Source organism: Pseudomonas brenneri, from assembly GCF_007858285.1.
In the GTDB taxonomy this organism is placed as follows: domain Bacteria; phylum Pseudomonadota; class Gammaproteobacteria; order Pseudomonadales; family Pseudomonadaceae; genus Aquipseudomonas; species Aquipseudomonas brenneri.
The window spans coordinates 1-17,699 of sequence record NZ_VFIL01000022.1 but is presented as its reverse complement, the minus strand read 5'-3'; the positions used below and the strand labels follow the sequence as shown (position 1 = coordinate 17,699).

At 61.7% G+C, this 17,699-nt stretch carries 17 protein-coding genes; 12 read left to right on the top strand and 5 right to left on the bottom strand.

Annotation, left to right across the window (positions count from 1 at the left end):
* Window positions 1-103: 103 nt before the first annotated feature.
* The gene (locus tag FJD34_RS27730) at window positions 104-1,000 is read right to left on the bottom strand and encodes a PA4780 family RIO1-like protein kinase (RefSeq protein ID WP_032859773.1); all 897 of its coding nucleotides are present in this window, start codon (window positions 998-1,000) and stop codon (window positions 104-106) included.
* 174 nt (window positions 1,001-1,174) lie between these two features.
* On the bottom strand, window positions 1,175-2,452 hold the full coding sequence (locus tag FJD34_RS27725; protein WP_032859775.1) for an acetyl-CoA C-acetyltransferase: 1,278 nt from the start codon (window positions 2,450-2,452) through the stop codon (window positions 1,175-1,177).
* Window positions 2,453-2,558: 106 nt separating this feature from the next.
* Between FJD34_RS27725 and FJD34_RS27720 the strand changes: the two genes are divergently transcribed.
* From FJD34_RS27720 to FJD34_RS27700, 4 genes are all read left to right on the top strand, one after another.
* A complete protein-coding gene (locus FJD34_RS27720) occupies window positions 2,559-3,911 on the top strand; it encodes a 3-oxoacyl-ACP reductase (protein WP_090292894.1) in 1,353 nt (450 codons plus the stop codon).
* 2 nt (window positions 3,912-3,913) lie between these two features.
* The gene (locus FJD34_RS27715; protein ID WP_090292892.1) at window positions 3,914-4,762 is read left to right on the top strand and encodes a MaoC family dehydratase; all 849 of its coding nucleotides are present in this window, start codon (window positions 3,914-3,916) and stop codon (window positions 4,760-4,762) included.
* A gap of 312 nt (window positions 4,763-5,074) precedes the next feature.
* On the top strand, window positions 5,075-6,781 hold the full coding sequence (locus FJD34_RS27705) for a collagen-like triple helix repeat-containing protein (protein ID WP_167360826.1): 1,707 nt from the start codon (window positions 5,075-5,077) through the stop codon (window positions 6,779-6,781).
* 188 nt (window positions 6,782-6,969) lie between these two features.
* The gene (locus FJD34_RS27700; RefSeq protein WP_090292890.1) at window positions 6,970-8,652 is read left to right on the top strand and encodes a ShlB/FhaC/HecB family hemolysin secretion/activation protein; all 1,683 of its coding nucleotides are present in this window, start codon (window positions 6,970-6,972) and stop codon (window positions 8,650-8,652) included.
* Between the two features lie 246 nt (window positions 8,653-8,898).
* On the opposite strand, the gene FJD34_RS27690 is transcribed toward FJD34_RS27700, so the two are convergent.
* Genes FJD34_RS27690 through FJD34_RS27680 form a run of 3 tightly spaced genes read right to left on the bottom strand, consistent with a single transcriptional unit; the run spans window position 8,899 to window position 9,768 of the window.
* The gene (locus FJD34_RS27690; protein ID WP_032859783.1) at window positions 8,899-9,087 is read right to left on the bottom strand and encodes a Flp family type IVb pilin; all 189 of its coding nucleotides are present in this window, start codon (window positions 9,085-9,087) and stop codon (window positions 8,899-8,901) included.
* A 44-nt stretch (window positions 9,088-9,131) separates the two neighbouring features.
* Window positions 9,132-9,524 carry a response regulator gene (locus FJD34_RS27685; RefSeq protein WP_032859784.1) on the bottom strand — a complete coding sequence of 131 codons (393 nt, stop codon included), beginning with the start codon at window positions 9,522-9,524 and terminating at the stop codon, window positions 9,132-9,134.
* A 55-nt stretch (window positions 9,525-9,579) separates the two neighbouring features.
* Window positions 9,580-9,768: a Flp family type IVb pilin gene (locus FJD34_RS27680; RefSeq protein ID WP_032859785.1), complete on the bottom strand. Its 189-nt coding sequence runs from the start codon at window positions 9,766-9,768 to the stop codon at window positions 9,580-9,582.
* A gap of 329 nt (window positions 9,769-10,097) precedes the next feature.
* Between FJD34_RS27680 and cpaB the strand changes: the two genes are divergently transcribed.
* The 8 genes from cpaB to FJD34_RS27640 are packed head-to-tail and all read left to right on the top strand — an operon-like array spanning window position 10,098 to window position 17,525.
* Window positions 10,098-11,045 (top strand): Flp pilus assembly protein CpaB, encoded by a 948-nt coding sequence (gene cpaB, locus FJD34_RS27675; protein WP_090292888.1) that lies wholly within the window; start codon window positions 10,098-10,100, stop codon window positions 11,043-11,045.
* Window positions 11,046-11,064: 19 nt separating this feature from the next.
* Window positions 11,065-12,267 (top strand): type II and III secretion system protein family protein, encoded by a 1,203-nt coding sequence (locus FJD34_RS27670; RefSeq protein WP_032859787.1) that lies wholly within the window; start codon window positions 11,065-11,067, stop codon window positions 12,265-12,267.
* Window positions 12,264-13,457, top strand: a complete 1,194-nt coding sequence (locus FJD34_RS27665) for an AAA family ATPase (protein WP_032859788.1) — start codon at window positions 12,264-12,266, stop codon at window positions 13,455-13,457. Before FJD34_RS27670 ends, FJD34_RS27665 begins: the two co-directional genes overlap by 4 nt.
* Window positions 13,454-14,725 carry a CpaF family protein gene (locus FJD34_RS27660; protein WP_032859789.1) on the top strand — a complete coding sequence of 424 codons (1,272 nt, stop codon included), beginning with the start codon at window positions 13,454-13,456 and terminating at the stop codon, window positions 14,723-14,725. Before FJD34_RS27665 ends, FJD34_RS27660 begins: the two co-directional genes overlap by 4 nt.
* A 10-nt stretch (window positions 14,726-14,735) precedes the next feature.
* Window positions 14,736-15,617, top strand: coding sequence for a type II secretion system F family protein (locus FJD34_RS27655; protein ID WP_032859790.1), 882 nt, complete (start codon window positions 14,736-14,738; stop codon window positions 15,615-15,617).
* Window position 15,618: 1 nt separating this feature from the next.
* On the top strand, window positions 15,619-16,506 hold the full coding sequence (locus FJD34_RS27650; RefSeq protein ID WP_032859792.1) for a type II secretion system F family protein: 888 nt from the start codon (window positions 15,619-15,621) through the stop codon (window positions 16,504-16,506).
* A gap of 10 nt (window positions 16,507-16,516) precedes the next feature.
* Window positions 16,517-17,233 carry a tetratricopeptide repeat protein gene (locus FJD34_RS27645; protein WP_065942409.1) on the top strand — a complete coding sequence of 239 codons (717 nt, stop codon included), beginning with the start codon at window positions 16,517-16,519 and terminating at the stop codon, window positions 17,231-17,233.
* 19 nt (window positions 17,234-17,252) lie between these two features.
* Entirely contained in the window at window positions 17,253-17,525 is a 273-nt protein-coding gene (locus FJD34_RS27640; RefSeq protein WP_032859795.1) for a DUF3613 domain-containing protein, read from the top strand.
* Window positions 17,526-17,699 lie beyond the last annotated feature (174 nt).

Sequence of the window (17,699 nt, the reverse complement as noted above, 5' to 3'; positions counted from 1 at the left end):
ATCACCTCGGTGCAACGGATGTACCGAGGTGCCTGCATCGCAGGCAAGCCAGCTCCCACACAAGCCCGCTCCCACATTTTTTAACCCCCAGTGTGCTGGGCGATCACTGCATCCAAGGCGGCGGCGGTTCTTCCGCCGGTTTGCCCGGTGGTGCATCATCCGCCGCACGGATCGCCTGGCGCCGCTCTTCGTCAAGCCGCGCTGCTTCGATCTCACGCATCACGCCGCCGACATCCGCCAATTCTTCCGGCTCGTCGAACTCGCCAGTCAACACACTGGCTGGATGCAAGGTGCCGGCTTCGTACAGCGCCCACATTTCCTTGGCGTACTTGGTGGTCTTCAATTCGGGGGCAAACCGCCCGAAATATGAAGCCATGTTGCCCACGTCCCGCTCCAGCATGCTGAATGCGTGGTTGTTACCCGCCGCATCCACCGCCTGAGGCAAGTCGATGATCACCGGGCCCGTCGGCGTCAGCAATACGTTGAACTCGGAAAGATCACCGTGCACCAGACCGGTACACAGCATCAGCACGATCTGCGAGATCAGGAACGCGTGATACTCACGGGCCTGATCCGGTTCCAGGACCACGTCGTTCAGGCGTGGCGCCGCGTCACCGTATTCATCGGCCACCAACTCCATCAGCAACACGCCTTCGAGGAAGTCGTAGGGCTGTGGCACGCGAACACCCGCACCGGCCAGGCGAAACAGCGCCGCTACTTCAGCGTTCTGCCAGGCGTCTTCGGTTTCTTTCTTGCCGAACTTGGAGCCCTTGGCCATGGCCCGGGCCTGCCGGCTGTTGCGGACCTTGCGGCCTTCCTGGTATTCGGCCGCCTGACGAAAGCTTCGTTTATTCGCCTCCTTGTAGACCTTGGCGCAACGTAATTCGTTGCCGCAGCGCACCACATAAACAGCTGCTTCTTTACCACTCATGAGTGGGCGCAGCACTTCGTCGACCAGACCGTCCTCGATCAGGGGTTCAATGCGTTTAGGAGTCTTCATCAGCTTTTATTGTGGGTCCTTTATTACCAAACACGCGTATGGCACTCGTTATACGGCAATCCTCGCACAGCGGGGAGAGGGTAACGAGCCTTGATCTGCTAAAGAATGCATCCAATATGCCAGATTAATCCGACAAAGCCGCTATTGCTCAAGGCGTTCGGATGATAGCCGAGATCAGCGCTCAATGATCGCCGTCACGCCCTGCCCGCCCGCAGCACAGATCGAAATCAGCCCGCGCCCCTTGCCGGCGGCGTCCAGCAGCTTGGCCAGGTTGGCGACAATACGCCCACCGGTGGCGGCAAATGGGTGCCCAGCAGCCAGGGAGCTGCCCTTGACGTTCAGGCGGCTGCGGTCGATAGAGCCCAACGGCGCGTCCAGGCCCAGGCGGGTCTTGCAGTAATCAGCATCTTCCCAGGCCTTGAGCGTGCACAACACTTGGGCGGCGAAGGCTTCGTGAATTTCGTAGTAATCAAAATCCTGCAGCGTCAGGCCATTGCGCGCCAGCAAACGGGGTACGGCATATACCGGCGCCATCAACAGCCCTTCGGCACCGTTGACGAAATCCACCGCCGCCGCTTCGCCATCACGCAGGTAGGCGAGAATCGGCAGGCCACGCTCCTTGGCCCAGGCTTCGCTGCCCAATAACACCAGGGACGCGCCATCGGTCAGCGGCGTGGAGTTGCCGGCGGTCAGGGTGCCCTTTTCACTGCGTTCAAAAGCCGGTTTGAGGCTGGCGAGTTTTTCCAGGGTCAGGTCCGGGCGCAGGTTGTTGTCACGGGTCAGGCCCAGGAACGGTGTGAGCAAATCGTTGTGCCAGCCCTCGGCGTAGGACGCGGCCATTTTCTGATGGCTTTCCAAGGCCAGTTGGTCCTGCTCGGCGCGGGGGATCTGCCAGGTCTGCGCCATCAGTTCGCAATGCTGGCCCATGGACAGGCCAGTACGCGGTTCACCATTGCGCGGCAGTTCCGGCTTGAGGTGATGCGGGCGAAGTTGTAACAGGACTTTTAATTTATCCGCCATGGATTGGCTGCGATTGGCTTGCAGCAAGATTTTGCGCAGGCCCTCATTCACCCCGATGGGCGCGTCGGAAGTGGTATCGACCCCGCCGGCGATCCCGCATTCGATCTGCCCCAGGGCAATCTTGTTAGCCACCAGTAGCGCCGCTTCCAGCCCGGTGCCGCAGGCCTGTTGAATGTCATAGGCCGGGGTTTGTGGCGACAGGCGCGAGCCCAGCACGCATTCGCGGGTCAGGTTGAAGTCCCGCGAATGCTTGAGCACCGCGCCTGCGGCCACTTCACCCATGCGCAAGCCGTGCAGGTTATAGCGCTCGATCAAGCCTTCCAGGGCCGCCGTCAACATGGCCTGGTTACTCGCCGTGGCATAGGGGCCATTGGAACGGGCGAAGGGGATACGATTACCGCCAATGATCGCGACACGGCGCAACTGAGTCATGGAAAGCTCCCTGTTAGGTGGTAGGTGCAATCCTGAGCCTAGACTAGGAACGACTGTCACCTATTGATGGTCCACCCTTTGAACCCCAGCAGCCGGAGAGCGTTCCATGTCTGACCGTTATATCGACTTCGCCAACTCAAGCCTTGGCCACCGCGTGGTCTCGGCCATTGGCCTGCCGTCCCCGGTACGCCTGGAGCGCTGGCAAGCCGGACGCCTGCGCCCGGTGGAAGGCGCCCTGCTGTTGGGCGGCGGCCCACTGGCGGCCCAGGTGTTGGGGTTTGCCAATAAACTCACCGAGGCCATCTACAGCTACGGCCCCGAACCGCTCAAGGCCACGCCGTGGATCCCCGGGCATGGCCCCAAGCTCAAGGCGGTGCTGTTCGATGCCAGCCATTTGCAACATACCGACCAACTCAAGCAACTGCGCGAGTTCTTCCAGCCGCTGCTGAAAAATCTCGATCACAGCGCACACCTGGTGATTCTCGGCCACGCCCCGGAAAGCCTCAGCGAACCGTTTGCCGCCAGCGCCCAGCGCGCGCTCGAAGGGTTCAGCCGGTCGCTGGCCAAGGAGCTGCGCAACGGCGGCACCTTGCAATTGCTGTATGTCGCAGAAGGCGCCGAGGATCAATTGGAAGGTGCGCTACGGTTTTTCCTTTCGCCGAAAAGTGCCTATATCAGCGGCCAGGTGCTGCGCCTGAACGCCTGCCCAACCCAGGTGCACGACTGGACCCGCCCACTGGCCGGGCTCAAGGCCCTGGTGACCGGCGCCGCACGAGGTATCGGTGCTTCGATTGCCGAAACCCTGGCCCGCGACGGTGCCGAGATTGTGTTGCTGGATGTGCCCCAGGCCAAGGCCGATCTCGACGCCCTCGCCGCTCGGTTGGGCGGGCGCGGCATTGCCCTGGACATTTGCGCCGATGACGCCGCCACGCAGTTGATCGAGCAGTTGCCGAACGGCATCGACATCGTGGTGCACAACGCCGGCATCACCCGCGACAAGACCCTGGCCAACATGACCCCGGAATACTGGGACGCGGTATTGGCGGTCAACCTCAATGCCCCGCAAGTGCTGACCAAGGCCCTGCTCGACAGCGGCACCCTGCACGACAACGGCCGCGTGGTGTTGCTGGCTTCGATCAGCGGCATCGCCGGCAATCGCGGGCAAACCAACTACGCCGCGAGCAAGGCCGGGCTGATCGGCCTGGCCCAGGCCTGGGCGCCGCTGCTGGCGCAACGGGGCATCAGCATCAACGCGGTGGCCCCAGGTTTTATCGAGACCCAGATGACCGCGCACATTCCCTTTGCCTTGCGTGAAGCCGGGCGACGCATGAGCTCGCTGGGCCAGGGTGGCTTACCGCAAGATGTGGCCGAAGCCGTGGCCTGGCTGGGCCAACCGGGGTCAGGTGCAGTCAGTGGCCAGGCGCTGCGCGTATGCGGGCAAAGCCTGCTGGGAGCGTAACTATGCTGTGGCACACATTACCCCGCAGCCCGGCACTGCCGCCGCTGTATTGGCGCGCCGCGCTCAAGCGCAAGATCACCGGCACCACGTTGCCCACTTCAGGGCTGCACTGCCGGGTGCAGGTCAATCCCGAGGCGGTAGCGGCCTATCGCAAGGTCTGCGGGTTTGCCGAGAGCCCGATGCTGCCGGCGACTTATCCACACATCCTGGCGTTCGGCCTGCAGTTGCAGTTGCTGACGGCGCGGGAATTCCCCTTCCCGCTGCTGGGGCTGGTGCACTTGAGCAACCGTATCCGTGTGTTTCGCCCCATGGGCGGGGTCAGCGACGTGCGAGTCAGTGTGCATACGCGTAACCTGCAACCCCATGCCAAGGGCGCGACCTTTGACCTGATCACCACCGTCGAGGATTCCCTGGGTTTGTTGTGGGAGGGCGAAAGCCGAATGCTCTGTCGCGGGGTGAAACTCGATGGTGAAGCGCCAGAACAATCCCTGCCAGCGCCCAATACGGTCAACGAGCTGACCCGCTGGCAGGCACCGTCCGACATCGGTCGGCGGTACGCCCGGGTATCCGGTGACTACAACCCGATCCACTTGAGCGCCCTCACCGCCAAGCTGTTCGGTTTCCCCCAGGCCATCGCCCACGGGCTGTGGAACAAGGCACGTACCATGGCGGCCCTGCATGAACATCTGCCCTCGGCGAATATCGAGCTCTACGTTGAGTTCAAGAAACCGGTACGGCTGCCTGGCGAAGTCATCTTGTTGGCCGGTGCGCCCGGTTCCAGTGGCGAGTTGCAACTCAAGGGCAGTGGCGATATCGAACATATGCTCGGAAAGTGGCAGCCGATTGCCTGAAACAGCGGCAATTTTCTGATTAATTGTATATATACAACCTAAGTTATAGCGGGCTATCGATAGCCCGCTAACTTATCCAAGTGATTGTTTTACATAACATCACCTCAAAACAAAAACCTCTACATATACCCTTGGTATTAATCACCAAGACGCACTTACGCGCCTGTATATAAATCGTTAATACCAAGTTGAGCGTTGCGATAAAGAGTGCCGAGGACTGTGATAGCCACAACGGACGCATGTATTGCCCGCCGAAGAACGGGCGAACTTGCGAAACCAACAAAGGCTGTACCAGGTGCTAAGGAACTCATCATGAAAACTCAAGTCGTGTTGTGGAAAGCAAGTACTGCATTGGCCCTTATCCTGGCGATGAGCCTGGGTGGCTGCAGCAGTGGTGGTGGCGGTCACAAGAGCAGCGTTGCATCCTCCTCCCCAGATGCTGGCGCCGGGACCGGTGGTGGTACTGGCGGTGGTGACGGTGGCGGAACCGGCGGTGGCACAGGTGGTGGTGACGGCGGCGGTACTGGCGGTGGCACAGGTGGTGGTGACGGCGGCGGTACTGGCGGTGGCACAGGTGGCGGAACCGGCGGTGGTACTGGCGGTGGCACAGGTGGCGGAACCGGCGGTGGCACAGGTGGCGGAACCGGCGGCGGTACTGGCGGTGGCACAGGTGGCGGAACCGGCGGTGGTACTGGCGGCGGCACAGGTGGCGGCACCGGCTCAACCACCAGCCCCTTGGTAACCGGTCAAATCGCAGCCAACCTGGGCGACACCCTCGGCAACGTAGGCACAGCTATCGGTGGCATCGGCACAACCGTGGGCGGCGTTCCCGTCGTCGGCACTACAGCCGGTGGCTTGGTGACCAGCGTCGGCACGGCGGTAGGCAGCGTCAGCGATGGCTTGACGGATGGCCTGGGTTCCCTGGGCACTAACAGCAACTCCCTGGGCATTACCGTGGCCGGTGTGGGCAACGCTGTCGCCGATCTGGGCGGTGGTGTTTCGACCACTGGCAAATCGTTGTCCACCACCTTGGGTGGCATCCCTGTCGTCGGCGGCCTTACCGGTGGTGTCGGCGGCACTGTCGGTGGCGTGGTAGACAAAGTAGGCCAGGCCGTCACCATGCTCGGTGACACCTTGAGCACTGCCAGCACCACGGGTCCCCTGGGATCGGTCACCAACACCCTGGGCGGCAAAGTACTGGTACCGGTGGTCTCGCTGGTTGAAAACACCACCGGCAATCTCGGTAAAGCCACCGGCCTGGGTGCCCCGGTCAATGGCCTGCTGGATAAAGTCGGCTCAACCGTCACCGGCCTGAGTGGCCAAGTGTCTGGTGCTGGTGGTACTGGCAACCCTGTCACTGGCATCGTGGGCAGTGTGCTCGGCGGTGTAGGTGCAGTAGCAGGTACTTCCGGTGGCCTGGTTTCGCCTTCTGCCGGGACTGGCAGTGGCAGCGCCCCGGCATCCGGCCTGCCTGAACTGGTAGGTGGCCTGGTGGCCAACGTCGGCAACGGTCTGAATGCTGGCAACACCAACGGCACCGTCAGTGCGGGTGGTGTGGCAGGCGGTGCACTGGGCAACACAGTGGCCTCGCTTGGCACAGTGATCGGTGGCAACGGCGTCGCCAACACAGCGGCCACCGCACCGATTGCAGGCCTGGCCAGCAATGTGGGCGCCGCGCTGAACCCTGTGACTTCGGGTGTCAGCAGCCTGACCCAAAATATCGGTACCACCACCGGCATCGGTGCACCGGTTAACGGCCTGGTGACTCAAGTGGGCGGGGCGGTCAGCAGTATCGGCACCAGCATCACGGCCACCAATGCCAACCCCATCACCAATACCCTGGGGCAAACCGTCAACACAGTCGGTGGGGTTGTCACCTCACTGGGCGGCGCAGTCACCGGTGGCACGGGTACAACAGGTGGTCTGCTCGGCAACTTGAACATCGGCGCCACCGCCACTGGCAGCACCAGCGGCACCGTAGGCGTCGGCGGTCTGCTCAACGGCCTGACCGGTAAATAAGAGAATTGCACCTGGCCCATTAGACGGCCTCCCCTACAGCGCCTACGCTTGGTTGAGACGAGAGACTCCAATGGATCTCTCGTCTTTTTTATTGGCTGTCAGCCAGCCAGTGAAAGCCCCCGAACCGCGCCCCAGAGCCCGGCGGAAACCAGCGAAATGCTGCTGCAGTTTTGACCATGGAGTGTCCTATGCGCGTTTTGACGCCGTTGTTATTGCTCACCCTCAGCGCTTACGTCCACGCCGAGACCCTACCCAGCTTCCTCAACAGCAACGACACCATCCGCAACCTCCCCGTGCCCAACCTGCCGGCCGACGCCTACCGCCCGGTGACCCCACAGACCCAACTGCCGCAGACCCCGGCCGCACAAGCCCAACCGTTGCTGATGGACACCAAGGTCACCATCCGCAAGCTGCAGATCGACGGCGGCACGGTGTACCCGCTCCAGGAAGTCGCCCAGGTGTTCGAGCCGTTGATTGGCCACGAAACCAACCTCGCGCAACTGATCGAAGCCACCCGCAGCATCACCCGACGTTATCAACAGGATGGTTACCTGTTGTCCTACGCTTTCCTGCCCGACCAGCGCTTCGAACAGGGCCTGGTGCGCGTGGTGTTGGTCGAGGGCTATATCAAGGACTACCAGGTGCAAGGCGACATTGGCTCGGTCTCGGCCTACGTCGACAAACTGGCACAAAAGCTCCTGGCCGAACGCCCACTGACCCGCAAGACCTTCGAACGCTACACCACGTTGATGGGGCGTATTCCCGGCGTCACCCTGCAAGCGCAGGTACCGCCACCGGGCACCACCGATGGTGCCGCGCATATGAATATCCAGGCCAGCCGCAAACCGTTTACCAGCAGCATGAGCATGACCGACGACAGTCGCGGCGGCCTGCAAGCCTTGATCGCCGGCACCAGCAATTCCCACACCTCGATGGGCGAACAAGTGAGCCTCAGCGGGCTGTTCCCGCCGGGGGAGGACAAAGAGCATTACTACCGCCTCGACTACAGCCAGTTCATCAATGCCGAAGGCACGCAACTGAGCCTGTATGGCGCGCGCTATCGCAGCGACCCGAGCACCCACATCCGCCTGGACGGCGGCTTCTCACTCAAGCCGCATCGGGAGAACGACCGCTTCTCCATCGGCCTGAGCCATCCGCTGATCGCCTCGCCCAGCGAGTCGCTGACCTTTGGTACACGCTTCTACGGGGTGAACGACAGGACCCGCTATCAACTGGTCGGTTACCCGCAACGCTTCGATGTGGAAACCGACCTGCGTGCGCTGGCCTTCGAAGGGGATTGGCGTAAAGCCGACAACCGCCAACTGCGCATCCTCAGCGCCGGCCTGTACCAAGGTATCGACGGCCTGGGCGCCAATACGCGCAGTGACTTTGAGGGGATCAAGTCGGACCTGGACTTCTTCCGCCTGCGTCTGTCCGGGGTGCAGAGCGACAAGTTCTTCGACAACTGGCAAGGCGTTCTTTCGGCGGCGCTGTACTGGAGCGACGACACTCTGCCCGACAGCGAACGTGCGGTATTCGGTGGGCAGAACTTCGGGCGCGGTTATCCCGATGACCAGGGCTCGGGCGACAAGGGCTGGGGCGTGGCCTACGAGGTCAACTACAGCTACAACCGGGCGGGGGACTGGGTCAGGATCGTGCAGCCTTACATCGTGCTCGACCGTGCCAAGGCCTGGTTCAACAACCTGCCGGTGAAGGGCAGCGACATGTCTTCTGCGGCCGTCGGCCTGCGTTTTGGCGATGCCAAGTACTACAATATTGCGTTGGAGGCGGCCAAGCCGATGTCGGATATGGCGTTGGACAGTTTTAACCGACGGCCGCGGTATACGTTGAGTTTTAGCTATCAACTGTAGGGGGCTTGGATTTTTTGGGGGGGGCCGCCCAAGACCAAACTCGCTCCCCTTGTGGGAGCGAGCTTGCTCGCGATAGTCGTTAACGGTGACGTTGGGTATCTGACACTCTGCGGCGCTCTAACTGACGCCATCGCGAGCAAGCCCGCTCCCACAGGTAAGCAGCTTCGCACTTTGATTTTGCTTACTTAGTGAGCCGCTGTAAAAGCGGAGCCAATAGCCGTCGTTACCGCAACAACGGGTATGCACTCAGGTCAACGCATCCCCCACCTTGCCAAAGAACGTAGTGATCTGCGGCCCCAGCAACTTCCCGGCCGCCAGCACCACCAACGCAATCACCACAATCAAAATCACATATTCGATAGCCGTCGCACCCTCCCGCCGGCGCAAGAACAGCATCGACCACGCACAAATCCTCATCAGCAAGGCAAGCAACATAAAATATCTCCTCAACTGGGCGCTACGGACTGGCCAACTGCTCCCTACGCCCTGGGAAACAGATTGTTTAGGGTGTCGATCAATCGAACCAGGTAGATGGGTTTGCGAAACAGGTCCAGGACCTGCAACCGCAACATGTCACTGACATCATCCATTTCGGCATGACCGGACATGACAATCACGGGCAGATGCTGGCGTGAGGTGTGCTCACGCAAGCGCTTGATCAGGGAAATCCCGCTTTCCTCAGGCATGCGCAGGTCGGTGATGACCAGCCCGATATCAGGATGCAGTGTCAGTTCCTGCAACGCGTCCGTGACGGAGGTGGCGCAGAAACAAACGAAGCCCTCGTTTTCCAGCGACTCCGCCAGTTCTACGAGGGCATCTTCTTCGTCATCCACCAACAGGATCTGTTGGCGGCTCGCAACAACGGCGTTCATGAGCAATACCTTGCGAAACAATCACTGATGGGCTTGCTCAAAGCACTGTTGCCAATCAGGTCAGGGCTGCCCCGACTTTAGCGAACATGGCCGCGATCTGAGGCCCAAGCAATTTCCCCGCTGCCAGCACGACAAGGGCAATAACGGCCACGAGGATCACATACTCAATCGCTGTGGCGCCTTCCTTGCGGTGAAAGAGCAGTTGGAGCTGGACGTAGAGCTTCATCATGAAGGTAAGGAACATATGACTTCTCCTTTGCGCTTACGTGCGCAGATCTCGCAGTGCTGCACGGTGATTGCTGCGTGCCACTAGAGCATTGTCAACAAACCCCACCTCAACAACTGTAAGAACTGATTAATCACAAAGTATTAGTCGTAAAACTGGCGTCATAAACCCGTGTTTTCAGGGCGCATGTCGATAGTTCCAAAATAAATCATGGTCGGTAATGGCATTTTGTCCTAGCTCGGCTACCTTCAAATAACGAAATCGTTAGATGTTCATAGCTGCCTGGTTGCGAAATCAACTCGTTGGGAAAGACGGGCGCGTGGTGCAACAGGAAAGGGAGAGCCTTCATGAACAGTCGTGTCAGCATGATCCTGGCCGGGTTGTTATTAATCGGCGCGCTGTTCGCGGGCTATTGGGGACTGGTGCTGAGTCGTCCGCCTGAGCCGGCTGCCGAGCCTGCGCCATCTGGCGTTTCTGTGGAAAAAACCGTCGCCGCCGTCGAAGACCAGACCCGTCAATCGGTAGTGGTCCTGGCCCATGATGTACCGCCGTATGTTGCCCTCACCGCTGCTGACCTGACCCTGGAAAGACTGCGCACCGCACCCGCCGGTAGTTTGACCAGCCTCGACCAGGCCATCGGCCGCACACCCTTGAGAGCCCTGAGTGCCGGCACCTGGCTGGATAACTCCAGCTTCAATTCCGGTGGCCCGCTGGCCCGCATGATCCGCCCTGACGAGCGCGCCCTGGCAGTGGCCGTCGATGAGGTCATCGGCGCGGCTGGCCAGTTGAGCCCAGGTGATTATGTGGATGTGCTGCTGTTCCTGCGCTCGGAAGGCGCTAACCCTGAGCCCACGTCCCAGATCATCGTGCCGGCCCTGCGCCTGCTCAGCGTGGGCGATAACCTCGGCCCGACCAACGATGGCAAGCCCGCCGTGGCGCCGCCCACCACCGATGAAGAAAAAGCCCGTCAGGTACAACGCCAGGCAAACCCGCCACGCACCGTGGTGTTGGCGGTGCCGGAACAGTTGATGAGCCGCCTGATGCTGGCCACCAGCGTCGGCGCCTTGCGCCTGGCCGTACGCAGTGCCGATGAACAGTTGCTGAGCCAGTACTGGGCCGGGGATAACGAGGCGTCGGCCAATCTGCAAAGCGCCAATCGCGACCTGTACCAGTTCACTCAACTGGCCATGGTCGCCGCGCCGAAAAGAGTTGCACAAGCCGGGGCCACCAACGAATCCAGGCGCTCCGGCATCGAGGTCATACGCGGTAACCAAGCGACCCAACAAAATCCCTGATTGAACAAGGATGCCTTGAATGCACCAACGTTTAGCACCTGTGTTCACTCAAATGGCCTGGGCACTGATGCTGTCCAGCCTGCCTGTCGGCCTGGCGTTCGCGGCCTCGGACAGTTGCAGCAACCTGGGCGCCCTGCCGGCCGTGGTCGAGGTCGGCGAAGGCTTGCAGCAAACCCTGCAATCACCGGTGGCAATTACCCGCTTGGCCATCGGCGACCCGAAAATCGCCGATGTGCACCTCAACGGTGACCGCAGCTTCCTGCTCACCGGCGTTGCTTCTGGTGCCACCAGCCTGATGGTCTGGACTCGCTGTTCCAGCGCCCCGCGCCAGAGCATGGTATTCGTCAAGGGCAAAGCCAGTTCAAGCCTGACCAGCCAGGCCCTGTCGCCCTCCGACGACCCGTCCCTGCCGAGCCAGGTGCAGACCGATATCCGCTTTGTCGAAGTCAGCCGCACCAAGCTCAAGGAGGCCAGCACATCGATCTTTGGCGGCACTGGCAACTTCCTGTTCGGCAGCCCGCGTACAGCGGGCATGAGCCTGCCGCTGGACAACAACACCTTTAATATCGGCATCGGCGGCGGGCGGTTTTCGGCGCTGATCAATGCCCTGGAACGCAGCGGCTTTGCCTATACCCTGGCGCGGCCGAGCCTGGTTGCCATGAGCGGGCACAGCGCGACCTTTCTCGCCGGCGGCGAAGTACCGATCCCGGTGCCCAGTACCGGCAGCGATACGATTTCCATCGAGTACAAAGAGTTCGGCATCCGCCTGACGTTGACCCCCACCGTGATCGACCGCACGCGGATTTCCCTCAAGGTGGCGCCGGAAGTCAGCGAACTGGATTACGCCAACGCCTTGCAGGTAGAAGGCATCCAGGTGCCGGCCCTGACCGTGCGCCGTACCGACACCACGGTGTCTTTGGCCGACGGCGAAAGTTTTGTGATCAGCGGCCTGATCAGTAATAACAACCGTTCCACCATCAGCAAATTTCCAGGCCTGGGCGATATCCCGATCCTCGGTGCGTTTTTCCGCGACAGCAACGTCAGCCGCGAGGAAAAAGAGCTGCTGATGATCGTCACCCCGCACTTGGTCCAGCCCCTGGCCGCCAACGCACGCCTGCCGTCCCTGCCCGGGGAAAAACTGCGCAACTACGACCCCAACTGGTATCGCCTGTACTTCCTGGAAAACGGCAACTTCGACCGACGCACAGGACTTTCCCAATGAGCGATAGCCTGAGCCAGACGTTCCTGGCAATCACCCGCAACACCACCGACCTGGAATGGCTGCAAGGCGCCCTCGCGCCCCTGGGCCAAGTGGTCAGTGCCGGTGGTGGCAGCCTCGACGAACTGTTGGCCCTGGTGGACGTGACCTTCGCCAACCTGGTGTTCGTGGGCCTGGACCGCGAGCATGTGGTGGCCCAGAGCGCCTTGATCGAGGGCGCCCTGGAAGCCAAGCCGATGCTGGCTATCGTCGCCCTCGGTGACGGCATGGACAATCAACTGGTGCTCAACGCCATGCGTGCCGGCGCGCGGGATTTTGTCGCCTACGGTTCACGCTCCAGCGAAGTCGCCGGCCTGGTGCGACGCCTGAGCAAGCGCCTGCCCCCGGTCGCTCACAACGCACACCTGGGCGGCCTCACTGTGCTGTATGGCACCCAGGGCAATGCCGACGGCGCCCTGCTCGCCAGCCACCTGGCGATGGTGGTGCAAAAGAGCGGTCAACAGACCTTACTGCTGGACCTGGGCCTGCCCCGTGGTGACAGCCTGGCGCTGCTGGGCCTGGAAAGCTCATTCAACTTTGGCGATGCCCTGCGCCACCTGCGCCGCCTGGACACCACCCTGATCAACAGCGCGTTCACCGCCACCGACGGTGGCCTGCGCATCCTCGCCTATACCGAAAGCGACGAGCCGCTGGAAATGACCAGCGCCGCCGAGCTGTACATGTTACTCAGTGCCCTGCGCCAACACTTCCAGCACATCGTGGTGAACCTCACCGGCCAGCGCGACAGCGAAGCCTTGCGCACGTTTGTCAGCCATTGCGACAAGCTCTTGTGGTGTACCGACCAGAACGTCCTCGACTGCCGGCGCAACCTGGCAGTCCTCAATCAGTGGCGGGAAAAAGGCATGAAGCTTGATCATGCCAAGCTGCTGGTGGACCGCTACCTCAAAGGTGCCGCGCCGGATAAAGAGGCATTGGAAAATAGCTTCGGCCTGGAAGCCATCGCGGTTTTGCCGTTCAGCCCCGAGGTGCGCCTGAACGCCAAGAACCAGGGGCAAACCTTATTCAGCCTGGCCCCCCGGGAGCCCCTGACGCAGACTCTGAAAGCCTTGGGCGAACGCCTGGCCAAGCGTACCGAAGGCCTGGAAAAACCCTCCACCCGTTGGTTCGAACGGCTGCTGGGGACCGCCAAATGAGCGGCGAAAAACTCTTCGGCGCACCCGCTCGGGGGCTTAACAGCACCGTGGATCACGACGGCCTGAAACTGGTGCTGCACCGCTACATCATCGATGCCATCGAAGAGTCGGGGAAAAACCTGCTGGAAGGCTCACGCCAATCCCTGGCGCAATTTGTCATCGACAAGGTGTCCGAATACATCACACGCATGCACCTGGCGATTTCCCGCTATGAAATGGAGCGCCTGGCCGAAGAAATCGTCGATGAACTGACCGGCTTCGGGCCGCTGGAAGTGCTGCTGCGCGACCCCTCGGTGACCGAGATTCTGGTCAACGGCCCGCACCGGGTATTTGTCGAGCGCGACGGCCTGTTGCACCAGAGCGATCTGCGCTTTATCGACGCCCATCATGTGGAGCGGGTCATGCAGCGCATCCTCGCGCCACTGGGCCGGCGCCTGGATGAGTCGTCACCAATGGTCGATGCCAGGCTGCCCGACGGCAGCCGGGTCAACGCAATCATCCCGCCGATTGCCCTGGACGGTCCGTGCCTGTCGATTCGAAAGTTTCGCAAGGACATGCTCAAGAGCAGCGACCTGGTGGCGATGCAGACCATCGACCAATCGATCTTCGAGTTTTTCCAGGAGGCAGTGGGCAAGCGCTGCAACATCCTGATCAGCGGCGGTACCGGCACCGGCAAGACCACTCTGCTGAACATCCTCAGCCAGTTGATCAACCCCCACGAGCGCCTGGTGACCATCGAAGACGTGGCCGAACTGCAACTGGGCCATCCCCACGTCGTACGCCTGGAAACCCGCCCGCCGAATGCCGAGGGCCACGGTGAAGTGAAGGCCAGCGACCTGATCCGCAACGCCCTGCGGATGCGCCCGGACCGCATCATCCTCGGCGAGATCCGTGGCGTGGAAGTGCTGGATGTGATGACTGCGATGAACACCGGCCACGACGGTTCCATGAGTACCGTGCACGCCAACAATGCCCAGGATGCCCTGTTGCGCCTGGAAACCCTGGTAGGCCTGACCGGTCGTGTGGTGGCGGAAAAGACCCTGCGCCAGATGATTTGCGCAGCGCTGGATGTGGTGATCCAGCTGACCCGACTGCCCGATGGCCGACGCTGTGTCAGTGAAGTGGTGGAAGTGGTGGGGGTGCGCGACGACGTGTATGTCACCAACACCTTGTTCCGGCATGACCGGCGCACCGGCTTTGGCTTCCTGCGTGAGGCGGTCAACCCGGCGGGTGACAAACTGCGCCGCGAGTCGGCCCTGCCGCTATAGGAGCGTCATCATGACCGGCGCCATCCTGATGTTCAGTTGCGTGATCCTGATTGGCGTGTCGGTGCACCTGTTCCTCAGTGGCCTGCGCCAGGCGGAAACCGATCGGGTCCTGGAACGACTCGCCGAAGGGCAGCCGCTGCTGGCCGAAGAGCGTGGCCATTGGGTCGCCCTGGAGCGCATGTTCCAGCGCGCGGGCCTGGGCAAGCCCACCGACAGCCTGGGCCTGTGGGTGACCTGCTGGGTGTTGGGCGCGGTGCTGGGCTTTCTGGTGTGGAGCTGGCTCGGGTTGGCCGCAATGGTTGTGCTGCCGCCCTTGATACTGCGGCTGTACATCGCCTGGCGCTATCGGCGGCGGGTAAAGCGGATGGTCGAGCAACTGCCACAAGTGCTCGACCATACGGTGCGCAGCCTGAAGTCCGGACGCACCCTGGCCGACGCCTTGCTGGGGGCCATCGACAGCACCGAGGAACCCTTGAAGCCCGCCATGGGGCGTATCCAGCGCAACGTGCAATTGGGGGTCAGCCTGCCCGAGGCCGCCAGTGACTTCGCCGAATTCTACGAGCAGGACGAGTTCCGCATGCTTGCCCTGGGGCTCAAGGTCAACCACCGCTATGGCGGCAACGCCAGTGACTTGCTGGAGAACCTGATCAAGGTCATCCGCGAACGGGAACAAGGCGCCCGGCAATTGCGTGCCATGACCGGCGAGACGCGCGTCACTGCCTTCGTGCTGGCCGGCATGCCGATTGCGATGGTGGGCTATTTCATGATGATCAACCCCGGCTACCTGCTGACCATGTGGAACGACGACAGCGGCCGCTACATGCTGCTGGCCGCACTCACCATGCAGGTGCTGGGCTGCCTGACGATGTGGCGCATGTTGCGGAGTATTTGAGATGGTCCTGTTGATCAGTGCCCTGCTGTTTCTTGCTGCACTCGTGTTGATCGCCGGCCAGCTCATGGCCCAGCGCCGTCGCCAGCGCCTGGTCAACCAGCGCCTGCAAGGCCAATTGGTGCGTGGCGACCGATTCGGTACCCTGCTCACCCAGTTTGGCAGCAGCCAACTGGCCCAGCGCTCAGTGAGCATGGATAACGAAACGCAGATCCTGCTCAACCGTGTGGGCTGGCGCAAAGCCAATCAACGCTCGATCTTCGCCGCCTGCCAGATTGGTGTGCCATTGGTGCTGGCAGGCGTGATCCTGATAGGCGAGGAAGTGATTTTTCCCGGTGTCGACTCCCCGTGGATCGCGCCCCTGCTCGGCCTGGGCCTGGGCTACCTGATCCCCAAGCGCATCCTCGCCAGCGCGGCCAAGGCCCGGCAGCAACAGATCTCCCGCGAGGTGTCGACCTTCATCCCGCTGCTGCGCATTCTGTTCGAGTCGGGCATGGCGGTAGAACAGTCCCTGCGCGTGCTCAGCGTTGAAGCGCAACGCCTGTTGCCCGCGCTGACCCAGGAACTGCGGTTGATCCTGTCCCGGGTCGACTCGGGCCTGGAACTGAGTGAGGAGTTGGGCAAGACCGCCAGGCTGCTGGCCGTGGACGAGTTCACCGACACCTGCATCATTTTGCAGCAACTGATCCAACAGGGCGGCGGCGCCATGAAGTCGCTGCTGGCCCTCAAGCAACTGCTCGATGACCGCCGCCTCACCCGCTTGCAGGAGTTCATCTCGAAGATGTCGGCCAAGATGTCGGTGGTGATGATGGTTTTCCTGTTTCCCGCTTTATTGATTGTGCTGGGGGGGCCGGCATTCATTGCGATCTCCCGGGCCCTGAGCAGTTTTTGAGGAGCGCTCGATGAAAGCACTGATTACCGGTTTGAGCCTGCTGCTGCTCGGCGGCTGTGCCAGCAACGGCCAGGCACCGTGGTCGGCGCTCATGTCGCCAGGCGCCTGCGCCAAGCCCAGTTCCGAACAGGAGCTGTCGTTGAACCTGGCTGACGACATGGCCAATGAAGGGAAAATGCACGCCAGCCTGGCCAACCTGCAAAGCCTGCCGGAGTCTTTGCCGCAAGTGCGCCAGCGCAAGGCCAAGGTCTACCGCCTGCTCGGGCGCAGTGAGGCACAACCGCTGTACCGCAGCCTGCTGGGCACCTGCATGGCGGCCGAGGGTGAACACGGCCTGGGGCAACTGGCAGCGGCCCGGGGCGACAACGCGCAGGCCTTGACCCATATGCAACGCGCGGCGCAACTGGCTCCCACCGATGAGAAAATCCGCAATGACCTGGGCGTGGTCTACCTCAACCAACGCCGAATGGAAGATGCACGTTTTGAGTTCATGACGGCCATGGAGCTCAAGCAGAGCGACCAACTGGCCGCCGTCAATCTGGTGACCCTGTTGATCTACCAGGACAACTGGGGGCAGGCCGCGCAACTGGCCAGCCAGGTGGGCCTGAGCCCCGAGCAGGTCACCGAGGCCCAGGCCCGGGCCGAGAAACTCAAGGCTGCCGGCGCGCCAGTTGCCAAGGATCAGGTCGCGGCGGCCAGCGATACACCGCCTGTACTAATCAAGTAAGCGCTTGAAGGAGCCGACGATGAAACTCCATTACCTCGCCAGCCTGACGCTGCTGGCCCTGCCCCTGACGGTACTGGCCATCGAGCCGGGCCCCTCGTCCAAGGCCCAGCAGGAAACCGAGCATTGGCTGGGGCTGCAAGTCAGCGGGCAAGCCGCCTCGCCCACGGTGCAACAGGCAACGTTCGCCGAACGCGAACTGGCGCTGCAGCGTTTGCTGGAAAGCAAGAAATTCGCGATCCCCGAAAAGTTCGACGAGGACAGCGCAGGCGGGGGCTCGGGCGGCAGCAAATAAACCAAACGCCCTGACAATCACTGAAAATTTATCGGATACACCTCAACTCAAAATGGACTGCCCCCAAGAAGTTGGACACAAATCCAATTTCTTGGGGTGTTCACATGAGCAAGTATTCAGATCAATTCAAGCTCACCGCTGTTCAGGCCTACCTGGAGGATGGCAAAGGGTTCA